The sequence below is a fragment of the Terriglobales bacterium genome (assembly GCA_035651655.1).
GTDB lineage: Bacteria > Acidobacteriota > Terriglobia > Terriglobales > Acidobacteriaceae > DASRFG01.
Genome location: DASRFG010000026.1, coordinates 154,421 through 167,804, shown reverse-complemented (window position 1 = coordinate 167,804; position 13,384 = coordinate 154,421). Strand labels below are relative to the sequence as shown.

The 13,384-nt window shown below is 56.3% G+C and carries 13 protein-coding genes; 10 read left to right on the top strand and 3 right to left on the bottom strand.

Annotated elements, in window-relative coordinates; all coding sequences use genetic code 11:
• Window positions 1-247 precede the first annotated feature (247 nt).
• The 5 genes from VFA76_13725 (at window position 248) to VFA76_13705 (ending at window position 3,653) form a co-directional block, all read left to right on the top strand.
• On the top strand, window positions 248-1,165 hold the full coding sequence (locus VFA76_13725) for an alpha/beta hydrolase (protein HZR32899.1): 918 nt from the start codon (window positions 248-250) through the stop codon (window positions 1,163-1,165).
• Window positions 1,166-1,281: 116 nt separating this feature from the next.
• A complete protein-coding gene (locus VFA76_13720; protein ID HZR32898.1) occupies window positions 1,282-1,698 on the top strand; it encodes a hypothetical protein in 417 nt (138 codons plus the stop codon).
• 14 nt (window positions 1,699-1,712) lie between these two features.
• Window positions 1,713-2,135: a hypothetical protein gene (locus VFA76_13715; protein ID HZR32897.1), complete on the top strand. Its 423-nt coding sequence runs from the start codon at window positions 1,713-1,715 to the stop codon at window positions 2,133-2,135.
• A 267-nt stretch (window positions 2,136-2,402) separates the two neighbouring features.
• Entirely contained in the window at window positions 2,403-3,200 is a 798-nt protein-coding gene (locus VFA76_13710; protein HZR32896.1) for an alpha/beta fold hydrolase, read from the top strand.
• 48 nt (window positions 3,201-3,248) lie between these two features.
• Entirely contained in the window at window positions 3,249-3,653 is a 405-nt protein-coding gene (locus VFA76_13705) for a hypothetical protein (GenBank protein HZR32895.1), read from the top strand.
• Window positions 3,654-3,655: 2 nt separating this feature from the next.
• Here the strand turns inward: VFA76_13705 and VFA76_13700 are convergent, their stop codons facing one another.
• Entirely contained in the window at window positions 3,656-4,687 is a 1,032-nt protein-coding gene (locus VFA76_13700; protein ID HZR32894.1) for a carboxypeptidase regulatory-like domain-containing protein, read from the bottom strand.
• A 249-nt stretch (window positions 4,688-4,936) separates the two neighbouring features.
• On the opposite strand from VFA76_13700, the gene aroA reads away from it, so the two are divergent.
• The gene (aroA, locus tag VFA76_13695) at window positions 4,937-6,232 is read left to right on the top strand and encodes a 3-phosphoshikimate 1-carboxyvinyltransferase (GenBank protein ID HZR32893.1); all 1,296 of its coding nucleotides are present in this window, start codon (window positions 4,937-4,939) and stop codon (window positions 6,230-6,232) included.
• A 9-nt stretch (window positions 6,233-6,241) separates the two neighbouring features.
• Here the strand turns inward: aroA and VFA76_13690 are convergent, their stop codons facing one another.
• Window positions 6,242-7,219: a hypothetical protein gene (locus VFA76_13690; protein ID HZR32892.1), complete on the bottom strand. Its 978-nt coding sequence runs from the start codon at window positions 7,217-7,219 to the stop codon at window positions 6,242-6,244.
• 292 nt (window positions 7,220-7,511) lie between these two features.
• Between VFA76_13690 and VFA76_13685 the strand changes: the two genes are divergently transcribed.
• Window positions 7,512-7,787, top strand: a complete 276-nt coding sequence (locus tag VFA76_13685) for a hypothetical protein (protein HZR32891.1) — start codon at window positions 7,512-7,514, stop codon at window positions 7,785-7,787.
• A gap of 78 nt (window positions 7,788-7,865) precedes the next feature.
• Here VFA76_13685 and VFA76_13680 read toward each other — a convergent pair whose 3' ends face one another.
• Window positions 7,866-8,372 carry a hypothetical protein gene (locus VFA76_13680; protein ID HZR32890.1) on the bottom strand — a complete coding sequence of 169 codons (507 nt, stop codon included), beginning with the start codon at window positions 8,370-8,372 and terminating at the stop codon, window positions 7,866-7,868.
• Window positions 8,373-8,638: 266 nt separating this feature from the next.
• Between VFA76_13680 and VFA76_13675 the strand changes: the two genes are divergently transcribed.
• The 3 genes from VFA76_13675 (at window position 8,639) to VFA76_13665 (ending at window position 13,384) form a co-directional block, all read left to right on the top strand.
• Window positions 8,639-10,390, top strand: coding sequence for a S8 family peptidase (locus VFA76_13675; GenBank protein HZR32889.1), 1,752 nt, complete (start codon window positions 8,639-8,641; stop codon window positions 10,388-10,390).
• A 330-nt stretch (window positions 10,391-10,720) separates the two neighbouring features.
• The gene (locus tag VFA76_13670; protein ID HZR32888.1) at window positions 10,721-12,820 is read left to right on the top strand and encodes a TonB-dependent receptor; all 2,100 of its coding nucleotides are present in this window, start codon (window positions 10,721-10,723) and stop codon (window positions 12,818-12,820) included.
• Between the two features lie 18 nt (window positions 12,821-12,838).
• The gene (locus VFA76_13665; protein HZR32887.1) at window positions 12,839-13,384 is read left to right on the top strand and encodes a YfiR family protein; all 546 of its coding nucleotides are present in this window, start codon (window positions 12,839-12,841) and stop codon (window positions 13,382-13,384) included.

Genomic DNA, 13,384 nt, shown 5'->3' with positions numbered 1-13,384 from the left:
TCTCCAATAAGTGGCGATCTAGCCTTGTCGCAAACAATTCGAAGAGCCTGGAACACCGTGGAAGCGTGGGCCTTCAGGCCCACGATAAGGCGCACGAAAGAAGTGGGCTTTAGCCCCTGAGGATTCGAGTGCACAGGGGCTAAAGCCCTCATCCCTTGCTGCCAGCCGCACGGCTAAAGCCGTGCTCTTCCACGTTAGGGAGAGATCGATCCTGCAGGACGCTCAATATCTCTCATCAGGAGCTTTCATGAAAGCATTGTTGACGCCGTTTTTACGCGTGACTGTCTTCGGCCTGGTCATTTCGCCTTTGCTTGGGATCGCATCTGCAGACGCGAGACAAACCATTGCCACGCACACTGCCAATCTAGGCGGTGGTGCCATTTCCTACATGACCTCCGGCCGGGGAACCCCGCTGATCCTGCTACACGGTTTCGCGGAGACTTCTCGCATGTGGAAACCCATCATTCCACTGCTGGCAGAGAAATTTACGGTGATCGCACCAGACTTGCCTGGGATTGGCGATTCGGCGATTCCGCAGAGTGGTCTGGATATGAAGAACGCTGCGGTCCGCATTCATGATCTTGCGAAGTCGCTCGGGGTGCAAAAAGCAGAGGTCGTGGGGCACGACATCGGCCTGATGGTCGCCTATGCTTACGCCGCGCAGTTTCCCAGCGAGGTGACAAAGCTCGTGCTCATGGATGCGTTCCTTCCGGGGGTCGAGGGTTGGGAGGCGGTTTACAACAACCCCAACATATGGCATTTCCGTTTTAATGGGCCCACCCCTGAAGCTTTGGTTCGAGGCCGCGAGCGCACCTACTTCGAGTATTTCTGGAATGACCTCGCAGCCCACAAAACCCGCTCCCTTCCCGAAGCCGATCGCCGTGCCTACACCGCCGCTTATGCGCGGCCAGAGCGCATGCGCGCAGCGTGGGCTTATTTCGTCTCCTTCCAGCAAGCCGCAAAGGATTTTGCCGAACTCTCTCGGACCAAGTTGACCATGCCAGTGCTGAGCATCGGCGGCGAGAAGTCGTTGGGAGATGCGCTCGCGCAACAAACCAAGCTGGTTGCAACAGACGTTACTGTGGTCGTGCTCAAGGACACAGGTCATTGGATGCTGGAGGAGAAACCGAAAGAGACTACCGAGGCGCTGCTGAAATTCTTATGAGGTTTACCGTGAAATTTTCGCAATTGTTATCTTTTCTATTACAGCACTTTGCTTGGTTGTTAGCACGCCCTCGGCGACAGCTTTGCCGCAGCACGCGCCGGTGCTAGACTTCGCCCATGGCAACTAAAAAGAACAGGAAGAAAAAGCCGAAGCAGTCAAAGAAAACTGCCCGCAAAAAGCCAAGCAAGCGTCCCAGGAAAGTGACGAAGACCAGTGTTCGGGCGAGATCTCCGAAGAAAAGGTCCGCCGCCAGGAAGCGAACTCGCAGCCAGGGCCGGCGTGGCGGCGCCCAGCCGTTTTCGCCGCGAGTTCGGCAACCGTTTTCAGGCGAACAGTCGGGAGATTTACAGGGATTGTCGCGCCGCCCCAGCGCTGATTCGGAGAGCGTGGAAGAGTTAGTTGAGGAGGGGAATGCCTTTGAAGCTGACGCCGTCTCCGGCGTGGAAGAAGCCGGCAACACCGAAGGAAGGGAAGTCCACACCCGTGAGGTACCGGAGGACGACGTGCCGCAGGAATATCTGGACGAAGATTAAACCTGGAGGGCAACTTGAAAGCCTCTACCTTTTATCGAAGTGCCGCTGTTCTTCTGCTGCTTTTTGACGTCGGACACACCTATGGCTTTCGCCAGTCCGACACCGCATGGGGAATAGACACGCTTCTTGCTGCGATGCACTCAATTCGCTTTACCGTGCAAGGGTTCAGCCGGACGTATTGGGACCTCTTTGTTGGGGCTGGGTTCTTTGTGTCTGTGTTTCTTCTATTCTCGGCAGTATTGGCCTGGCAACTCGCCGGCCTTCCGGCACAGACTTTGGCGCTCCTGCGCCGCACTGCGTGGACGTTCGCCCTTTGCTACGGCGTCCTCACCATCTTAAGCTGGAGATACTTCTTTGCCCTGCCTATCATTTTCTTAGCTTTAATTACGGTGTGTTTGTTTGCCGCAGCATGGCTTTCACCGAAGCCAATCGCTTGACAATTACAGTCCTCTTTTCTCACAATCGTTTCCGTGTTTAAGAAACGGAACGACGATGCTCTACTTGTTAGCTCTTTGATAAACCGCCCTGATCATCCGTCCCATTTCCAAAACGGGAAAACACTCGGATGTTGCCAGGTAACCTCTTTGTCGGGAGGATTTTGTCTCTAACCTCCCCAAAACCAAAGATTTGGCGGGAAAAACTCGCCAAATGTATGATTCCACAGCCGGGCAGGGGGGAGGGGGTGGGGGTACTCGATAGCTAATATGACGCGCATCAAGAGTGGTGACGCAGAAATCGCGTACGAAGTTATTGGCGAGGGGCCGCCTTTGGTGCTGCTGCACGCCTTTCCGGCAAATCACGAGATGTGGTTGCCGGCGGCGCAAATGCTGGCACGCAACCGCCGGTTGGTATTGCCTGACCTGCGCGCCCACGGCGATTCCGGCGCCGGTGATGGCCCCGCCACCATGGAAAAGCACGCCGCCGATCTGGTTCGCGTCTGCGACGATGCCGGCGTCGGTCGCGCCGTGTTTGCCGGCGTCTCCATTGGCGGATACACCTTGTTTGAATTCTGGCGGCGAAATCGGCAACGCGTCTCTGCACTGATTTTGTGTGACACCAAGGCGTCGGCGGATACTCCTGAGGGCCGCAGCAACCGGCTGAAGTCCGCCGAAGATGCTCTCCAGCGCGGGCCCGAGTTTGTGATTGACGGTCTTCTACCCAAGCTCCTGGGGAAGAGCACGCAAGGGTTACGTCCCGATCTGGTCGCAGCCGCACGCCGCATGATGATGAAGATGTCCGCAGAAGATATTGCCGCCGTGCAACGCGGCATGGCCGAGCGGCCGGACTCAATCCCGACCCTAAAAACCATAGACGTGCCCACGCTGGTGCTGGTGGGCGATGAAGATGGCCTCACTCCCGTGGCCGACGCCGAGCTCATGCGCCAGAACATTCCACGCTGCGACCTGAGCGTGATCGCGAAGGCGGGCCACTATGCTGTCTTCGAACAGCCCAAACAGGCGGCGACCGTGATCCGCCAGTTCCTGGAGACTTTGCGCGCCTGAAGCGACTCAGCGCCGGGGATTCAGCGGCACTTTGCTAGAATGCTGCCCATGATTGATACGTTTCTGGTCCCCAAGAGCACCGTGACTGCTAAAGGCGACGGTCCGGTGGTTGATCTGAGTGGTGCGGGAAATCGTGTCCTGCTGCTCACGCTAGAGATTACGGATATTGTGGAGCAGGAATCTTTGGACGTGAGCATTTTTGGCTCACCCGACGGCGCTGCGTGGGGAGCGAAGTCGCTGGCCTCATTCCCCCAGAAGTTTTATCGTGGGCAGCATCCCTTGCTGCTCGACCTCACCAAGCAGCCCGAGATCAAGTTTCTGCGGGCGCACTGGGAGGTAGGCCGCTGGGGACGCGGTCCGGAGACTCCTGTCTTCGAATTTCAGGTTGCAATCAGGGAAGTTCCGGCCGAGGTCCTAAAAGAAGTCACTGCCGAAGCGCACGCCCGCCTCTGATTTCAGTTTTTGCCGCCCAGGGTTTCGCGGTTGCCGCCGGAAGCAACGCCGTGTTCCAGGGTGCTGACGCGAGCGCTGGCATTCTGCAAGTGCGTGCGTGCACCTTCCAACGTTAGCCGGGCATGCTCAGAGTTGGCGCCGTTGGGTTCGCCACTGAGAAACGCCTCCAACTCTGGTGTTGCACTGGAATAATTCTTCAGGCCGACATAAGCATAGCCCTTCACCAGGTGGATCATGGGCGCGCGGTTTCCGTTGAGCGAGAGAGCTTTGTCAGCTTGCTTGATGGCCTCTGAGAATTTGTTAAGTCCCAATAGCGCTCTGCTGTTTTCGAAGTAAACCTGCCACGTCGCCGGCAACAGGGTTGCGGCGCGCTCCAGCGGCCTCAAAGCCTGTTGAAATTCGCCTTGCGAATTCAGAACGGCCCCCATGACCATATAAGCCATACCGTAACTGGGGTCGCACTCGATGGCATGTTGCACATCTGCAGCAGCTTGCTGCACCTGGTTTGCATTCAGTTTCACTACGCCGCGCAGGGTGAGCGCTTCTGCATAGTTGGGGAATACTGCTATGGCTTTGTCCAGCAACTCGCCCGCGCGGTCTATCCTTCCCTGAGAAAACGCCTGCCTGGCTTTTTCAAACAGCGAACTTGCCCGCTCAGGTACTTTAAGTTGGTTGACAGAGATGGTTTGCTGACCGTCCTGCTCGCGTTGCCGCTGCGCGCGAGGCATCTTCACGGTCAATGAGTCGCTAATCTGTCGCACTTCCACTCGTTCGCTGGTTTGAGCGACGCCGGATGAGACCTCCACTTCATACTGCCCCTCGGGAACATGGTTGAAAGCAAAACTGCCGTCGGGGTTGGTGAAGCCCGTGGCCGCGATTTCACCCGCCATGAGGGAACGAAGCTCCACGCGGGCGTCCGGCACCGGACGTCCATCCAAGGTGAGAACATTGCCAGAGAGAGTGCCTTTATTCCCAGGTTCACCGACAAGTTGAGCTACGCCCGGGAGTGCGGCCAGGTTGAGAGCGGTTACCACTAACAAAAGCGTTATCCTGTTCAACATACTGCCCACCTTGAGAAGGGTCGGTCGGAGGGGGTCGGACTCAAAGGTAGGGGAGACCTGGAAGACCTTGTACCGCCGCTCTAACGGGGCGCCTTTTTTTGCGCACCATTGAGTGAGATGGGTTTGGAAAGAGAAAGTTGTCTTGTTATGGTTGCTAGCATGAATATTTTCATGTACTTAAGCGGGCAACTCGGCACAATGTTGGAAACGGCGGTTGCCTGAATGGCCGAGAGTTCAAGCATTCTGGTTCGTCCCGCGAAGAACCTTGCGGGAAGCCTGCGACTTCCGGGCGATAAATCCATCTCGCATCGTTATGCAATGTTGGCTGGCGTGGCGGAAGGGCAGAGCCATGTGGAAAATTTTTCCACCGGCGCGGATTGTGCCAGCACCGTGGCTTGCATGCGTGCGCTCGGAGTCGGGATCCAACAGCAAGATGGAAATCTTGAAATTCACGGGCTCGGTCGAGAGCTGAAACGAGCTGCCGGCGCACTGGACTGCGGCAACTCTGGCTCGACCATGCGCATGCTCTCCGGAATCCTGGCCGGCCAGAGGTTCAGGAGCGAACTGATCGGCGATGCTTCCTTGTCACGGCGTCCGATGGAACGGGTGGTTACTCCACTGACGCAAATGGGCGCCAATTTTTCGTCAGGACCCGGTTGTCGGCCGCCATTGAAGATCGAAGGCGGGCGCTTGCGGGGAATCGAGTACCACATGCCCATTGCCAGCGCACAGGTGAAGTCGTCGCTGCTGTTTGCCGGAGTGTTGGCCGAGGGTGAAACCAAAATTGAAGAGCCGCTGCGCACCCGCGATCACGGGGAACTGGCGCTGCGCGCTTTCGGCGCGGAGGTCAGTAGCGCGGGAACCAGGTGTTCGCTGCGAGGAGGGCAGGAGTTGCACGGGATTACGGCTGCAATTCCCGGAGACATTTCCAGCGCGGCGTTCTTTATTTGTGCTGCTGCCCTTTTCCCGGAGTCCAATCTGGTGATTGATGCCTTGTTGCTGAATCCCACCCGCACCGCGATCCTCGACTTTCTAATTTCCATGGGGGTTCGCATTTCGGTGATGCATGTGGAGGAACATCACGGCGAACTGGTGGGAACAGTACACGTGCGCAGCGGAGGGAAGTTGCTGGGAGGTCGTATTTCTGGAAAGCAATCGGCGGCGCTGATTGACGAGCTTCCGGTGCTCGCCGCCATCGCGCCTTATACGGAGAAGGGAATTGAAATCCGTGATGCTCGTGAGTTGCGGGTGAAAGAGTCAGACCGGATTGCCGCTATGGCGCAAAACCTGGGCGCTTTCGGAGCTGAGGTGGAAGTGCTCGAGGATGGATTGCGGGTGCCCGGAGGCCAGGACCTTCACGGCGGCGAGGTGGATTCCTTCAGAGATCACCGCATAGCGATGGCCTCAGCGATTGCGTCTCTACGCGCGTCAGGAGAGACTTTGATCCGCAACCCGGAAGTAGTGGAGATTTCCTATCCCGGCTTCTTTTCAAAGTTGGAGGATTTGCTGGAGCGCTGACGGCGTATTTTATCTGGGTTTGTCCGGAGTGGCGGCGGTTAAAGACACTGTCGCGTCTGGCATGCGGACCGCAGGGGCTCCCGCCACCGGTTTCCGTCGCGGCAGGACACGAGCCACGTCGGAATGACGAATTTGGCCAAAATTGCGCATCAAGTTGCCGGCATAATGCGCGAGACCGATCAGCGAGGTGCGATACCAGCAACAGCGGTTCATATGTGGTGACAAGCCGCAGAAGAAACGAAAGCGGTCGAGGACCGGTGTGGACGCTAAAAGAGCGGCCACCATGCGATGGTTCCCTTCCAGGACGGTGAGGGGGTCGCGATCATTGAGTCCGATCAACACCACCGCACTTTTCTCACTGTGGCTGGGTAATTTGCGGCTGAGAGATTCGATGTCCGCCAGGAAAGGATCGTCTGGAGTTTCTGTGATTGCCTGACGGATGCGGCTCGCGATTTTCTTCAGCCCAAAACCATCTTGGGAGAAATGTCGCCAATCGGCGCGCGGAAAAATCCGGATCTGCTCGAGATTCTCCGGCCTAAGCTCGATTTCCCACCATTGCGTATCTCTCGGCAGTTCCCGCCACATCGCCCCACGTTTGCGGAAGAATACGTCTCGGCGCTGTTGGGTTTCCGTGGCATTTTGCAGATTTGGGTGCAGAAGGAGGTTGGTGACCTCTTCTCTATCGCGATCAAAGTCCGGGTGATGAAGCTCATTCCTCAGAAACTCACAAATGACCTCGTCCTCCTTCACCGGGCGAAGAAGCTTAATGCCGCCTGAAAGGTAACGGTCCAAGCTGGGTACTTCCACGGACTCAACCGGATTTGAACCGTCGCGAGGTTGCGACGCGCCACTATGCCAAAGACGCAGAATCAACAGTAAGGCAGCTCCCACAAATGCTGCCGAGGTGAACACCGTGAGCTGGACAAATAATGCAAAGATGCCAGAAGGCAAAGTCTGCACGGCGAGAAGAAAACCATCGTTGACCATGATCGTGTTCTTTACGGCACGTTCTTATCTGCGACTCTCAAAGCAAAACTGCAACCTACCAGGTGGCTGACAAATTGCGGGCCAATTTTCTGCATCTATTTTGATGCCTACAATGCTGCTTGTGAGTACCGGCGCGCCAAAAAAGTTTTCCTGCACAAACGGGTGGAACAGGCGTCCCTGGCTTCTTCTATTCTGCTTTTCGCTTGCGCAAAGTGGTTATTCTGGTTAGCTTTTTATCCCGGTGGCTGGAGGCTGCCCCGATGTAATCGGAATTCCAAACGGAGGTTGGCAGGTGGCACGGTCCGTAAGAAATTGGCTTTTGCGACAACTCAATGCGAAAGACCCCCTGGATGGAATAGTGGTTACCGTAAAACTCGCCCTCATAGAACTCGGCACCAAGACCGTAGCCAAAGAACTGCGCAGGCTGGCTGACTGTTTGGAGAGAACGGGGCGCCTGCCGGGGTGGAATTTTCCTGTGATTGCGGGTAATCCGCTCAAACACCGAACACGTCATATGCCGCAGGTGACCGCAGAAACTTCCACCCGGGAACGCAGGAATGTCGCGTAGTACGAATTGTGGATCGTGTAGAGATCTTGCGGACAAAATGTGGCGGAGAGTGTCCGCCGTAGACGTGCTAGCGGGAGATTAGCGGCGGGCTGTATTTAATCTTCCCGGAGTCGTGAGAAAACGATAGAACCGCGGGGCGCCTTTTTTCCGCCAATACTCGGCATCGTAGTAATCTACGCCCAAGCCGGAATTCAAAGAACTGTAGAACGAGTGCTGCGATGGGTTCACTACGATTCCCGAGTGGCTGCGCCAAGCTATGAGATCTCCCGGCTGCGGACTAGTTACGCGCTCAAATCCATCTATTCCCCGGTAAAGATCGCGGGAACTAGCATAGGCATAAGGGAAGCCGGCATCGCTGTAAACCTGGTGGACCAAATGCGAACAATCGGGTTTCGATTGGCGCTCATGCGAGAAGTCGAGCGCGGCCCCGATTACCGCCAGACCTTCATCGGTGGTCAACGTCCGCGCCGAATGCCTACCTTGTCTTTCATCTGCCGACCATCCTCGTGACTGCCCATACGCAGGAGGCACGAGGAGCGCCATCGCAAAAAGAGCGAGTTTGAGGCTGCGGGACACTGCTGACATTTTGATGCCTAGCCCGGTCTCCATGCCTGGTTACGGCAGTGTCGGTTGTTTATAGCAATGGTTCACTACTGGCGCTCGAAACAGAGCTTGCACAAGCTGCTTCGTTTCCCAAAAGCTCGGAGTACCTGAACCGGTCGTAGGCCATTCTGTCCCGGGGGCCAGCCAAGGCGACATTCTGTCCCGTGCTCAGGAACTTAGCGGCATTATTCTCAGCCATTTACCTTCCGGAAGCTGGATTGCACCATGACCTGCGCTACCCGTCCTATATGAAAAAGCTAATAGCCGTTTTCCTGATACTGTTGTCGGCGCTTGCAGTTGCCGATGACTCCAAGCTGGCACCGGAACTGAGAGGTCTTCCGCCGGATGCCAAAACGCGGGTGATCGTCCAGTACAACCAGCCGGTCACGGTGAGCTCAGGGGGGCTGCTCGGAGGACTGGTCGGCGGAGTGCTGAACCTGGTTGGGAACCTGCTCCAGGTGCTTCCTTTGGTAAACGGTGTAGTTGCCGACCTGACGGGCGGCAGTATCGTTTCACTCTCGAACCAGCCCGACGTGGTGTATATCAGTCCGGACCGTCCTCTCGTCACCTTGCTGAGCAATGCAGCCCCGGCGATCAATGCGCCGTACGCGTGGAGCGCGGGTTACACGGGGACTGGAGTTGGGGTTGCGGTGGTGGATAGCGGGATCAGCAATGTTCCCGACTTGCGGAGCACGGGACTTCTTTTTAGCACCTCTGACGTCGTCTACAACCAGAACTTCGTTCCGACAAGCACAACCAGCGCTGACCAGTATGGTCACGGAACCCATATTGCCGGACTGATCAGCGGGAATGGCACCAGTTCGACCGGCTCGAGTTACTACCGGACATTTAAGGGTATCGCACCCAATTCCAAGCTGATCAATTTCCGCGTGCTGGATGCGAATGGCAACGGCACTGATAGTCAGGTAATTGCTGCCATCGGCCAAGCCATCGCGCTCAAGTCGCAGTACAACATCCGCGTGCTCAACCTGTCCCTGGGCCGCCCTATCATTGAGAGCTACCGCCTGGATCCGCTTTGCCGCGCCGTAGAGGCGGCTTGGAAATCAGGAATTGTGGTGGTGGTGGCGGCGGGCAATCAGGGACGTGACAACTCTGCCGGCAACAACGGCTACGGCACAATTTCTTCTCCGGGGAATGACCCGTACGTAATCACCGTGGGCGCGATGAAGCCCATGGGGACGCCGCAGCGCACCGACGATCTTATTGCCAGCTACAGCTCCAAAGGGCCCACGGCGATTGATCACATCGTTAAACCTGATGTGGTTGCGCCGGGCAATCTGCTGGTGTCTCTTGGTATCCCCGGTACATTGAGTTCTGAGTATCCGGTCAACTGGGTTCCGCTGAGCTACTACGTTCGCAACGGCAGCTCGGCACCTTCGAATACTTACTTCACCCTGAATGGCACCAGCATGGCCGCCGGCGTAGTGAGCGGAGCAGTGGCGGACTTGCTACAGGCGCGTCCTTATCTAACACCAGACCAGGTCAAGGCCCGCCTGATGAAGACGGCCTATAAGCGCTTTCCACAATCGAGCAGCGTCACCGATCCCATCAATGGCGTGACCTATACGTCCTACTACGACATCTTCACGGTGGGGGCGGGATATGTGGATCTCGCGGCCGCGCTTTCTAACAATGATGTAGCCACCGGAACGGCCATGTCTCCGACCGCGAGCTATGACTCCAGCTCGGGCAACGTATATCTGGTGAAAGATGATTCAGCGGTGTGGGGGACCAGCGCCGTGTGGGGCACCAGCGCAGTCTGGGGCACATCGGAGTTCGTAAATTCCGATTCGGCGGTTTGGGGCACGAACGCCATTTCCGGCGCCTCAGCGGTCTGGGGGACGAACACGGACTCGGGACTTAGCGCCGTGTGGGGTACCAGCGCGGTCTGGGGAACGAGCGCGGTCTGGGGTACCAGCGCGGTCTGGGGTACCAGCGCGGTCTGGGGTACGAGCACCACAGGTGTGGGCGAGAACTGAGCAACTCAGTGTTCTGCCTGTAGAATCGGTTTTTCCTCGCTCTTGGGCGCAGCTAACGCTGCGCCTTTTTTTGTTCATAATAGCCCGAGAAGATGGCCGTGGCGCCACGCCGCTGGCGAGCCGTATCCGATCTAGCACTCCGCCCGGAATGGGATAGAACGGAAGTCTCCACCTGTAAAGCAGCTGAGAAGCAGCCCCTTTCCTCCACCACAATAAAAACTTGGAATCTTGTGCCCTTAATCGGGCGAAGGTGTCAGCAGCTCTGGTGCCTGCCACGGTGACAACAAACGACGGGAGAAGGGGCAATGCTCCAGCACCCGAGGAGGCAGCATGCAATCGCCTATAGAGCGGATGGTTCGCGGCGAAGACCCCGTTAAAGCCGGAGCCCCGGTTTGCGTGCTCCGCCAAATAGGAGGGCGGCGGCTTTTTCCCGCGCTAGCCCTGCTAGTGATCGCGTTCTGTGCTCCGGCAATTGCCGATGACAAGAAGGAGATAAAAGAATCCAGTCTGGAAGAACTGATGAACATCCGGGTGTATAGCGCCTCCAAACATTTGCAGAGTACGAGCGAGGCGCCTTCCTCAGTCAGCGTCATCACACATGACGACATCCAGAAATATGGATATCGCACTTTGGCTGAAATCCTACGCAGCGTCCGCGGTTTTTACATAAGTTATGACCGCAATTACAGCTATCTAGGCGTACGGGGTGTTTTGCGGCTGGGGGACTTTAACAATCGGGTGTTGCTCCTGATCGATGGCCACCGGATCAACAACAACATTTATGACCAGGCCATGATCGGCAGCGAGTTTGCCGTGGATGTGGACATGATCGAGCGGGTGGAGGTAATCCGCGGTCCGAGTTCATCGCTGTATGGAGCAAATGCTTTTTTTGCAGTGGTCAACGTCATCACTCGGAAATCGAAAGACATTCATGGTCTGGAGCTCTCATTTGAGCCGGGCAGTTTCGGCACATACAAGGGGCGGAGCACGTATGGCGGAGAGTTTCGGAAAGTTAATTTTGTTTTTTCGGGCACATTCTCCGAAAGCGCGGGACAGAATCTGTTTTTCGAGGAGTTCAACAGTCCGGCCACAAACAATGGGGTGGCCATGCATGCCGACGATACTTCGTACCGGGACTTACTGGGCACGGTCAGTTTTCATGGATTCACACTGCAGGTAGTCAGCAGCTACCGTGAAAAAGGCATTCCAGATGCTGCAGTGCACTTGTGTGGCCGGGCGAACTCATGTGGGAGCTTCGATACTGTTTTCAATGATTCGCGAACCCGGAACATTGACCGACAGCAATATGTAGATGTCAGCTATGAACATCCCATGGCGGATAAATGGCGGATGACGCTACGCACGTTTTTTGATCAGCATCGCTACGATGCACTTTACGTCTATGCAACCGCCGACGTTTCCGGGCCAGCGGAGGTGCTGAACAAAGACTTGGGGCATGGGACGTGGACGGGAGGCGAGCTTAAGCTGGATCGTAGTTTCCAAAAGCAGAAGCTCACGTTTGGCACGGACCTTCGCTATAACCTGCAGCAAGACCAGGTAAACTACGACGTTAATCCCTACCTTCTTTTCATCAACAGCCATCACACGTCTTTTAACTGGGCGTTTTACGGGCAGGATGAATTCGCAATTACGTCGAAGTTTACCGTGAATGCCGGATTACGCTTCGACCGCTACTACAGCTTCGGAGGGACCACGAATCCCCGCCTGGGGCTGATCTATCGTCCGTTGGAGAAGACAACGGTCAAACTACTTTTCGGTGATGCGTTTCGTCCGCCCAACGCTTATGAGCAGTACTACGCGGGGGCAGGTTTGTCAGAAGGAAATCTGCGGCTCCATCCGGAGACCATCCAAAGCAGCGAAGCTGTTGTGGAACAAATGCTGGGGCAGCACTATCGGATTTCCGGGTCCGTCTTCCACAATAAAATTGATCATCTGATCACGCAGGAGCTTGATCCCGCCAATGGCCTGCTGGTCTTCCAAAATTCACAAAAAGCACGGGCCACAGGCACGGAATTCGAGCTAAACGCACGCTTCGCCGGCATGCAGGGCAGCGTTAGCTACAACTTCACGCAAGCAGAGAACGGTGGTACTAGCCGGGGCCTCGCCAATTCACCGAAGCATCTGGGGAAGCTGAACTTCAGCGCACCGCTAGGGACCCCACACCTGTTCGGAAGTGTGGATGCGCAATACGAGAGTTTGCGGGTCACAGAAGGCGCCGGTGTGGTGGGTGGATTCCCCATCGTTAATCTGACGCTATTTAGTCCACAGGTGCAGAAGCACGTCGCTCTCTCAGCTTCCATCTACAACCTTTTGGACAAAAGATACGCCTTCCCCGCTGGACAGCTTCTGGAGCCACCATTCGTGCAGGACGGCCGAAACTTTCGGCTGAAGATGACAGTGCATTTCTGAAGGACGGCAGATTTCAGAATGCGGAACGTTTTTCTAATGGCGTTGATCTGGTTTATAGCGGCGCAGGTCGCCACAGGCCAGTCGCCTGGGGCCAGTGAATACGAGGTGAAGGCGGCATTTCTGTACAACTTCGCAAAATTCGTGGAGTGGCCGCCTAACACCTTCTCGGACGATGGCCCGTTGCGGTTCTGCGTAGTCGGAAAAGACCCATTTGGTGGTGAATTGGAAACCACAATCCAGGGCCGTACGGTGGGTGGACGACAGCTGGCGGTCTGGCGTCCTCACAGCGCCGAAGAGTCCCGGCATTGTCAGGTGCTGTTCGTCAGCATCAGTGGCCGCGGAGTGGTGAAGGAGCTGCTGACTGAACTTCGAGGCGCGCCCGTCCTGACCGTGGGTGAAGACCGCGAATTCTTAAAGGTCGGTGGCATGATCAGTTTTGTTTTGGACGAGGAGCGGGTGCGCTTCGAGATCAATCCTATTTCCGCGGAAAGAGAACACTTGAAAATAAGTGCGAAATTGCAGGCGCTTGCCCGGGCCATTGTGGCAGAAGGCACAGGTAAGTAA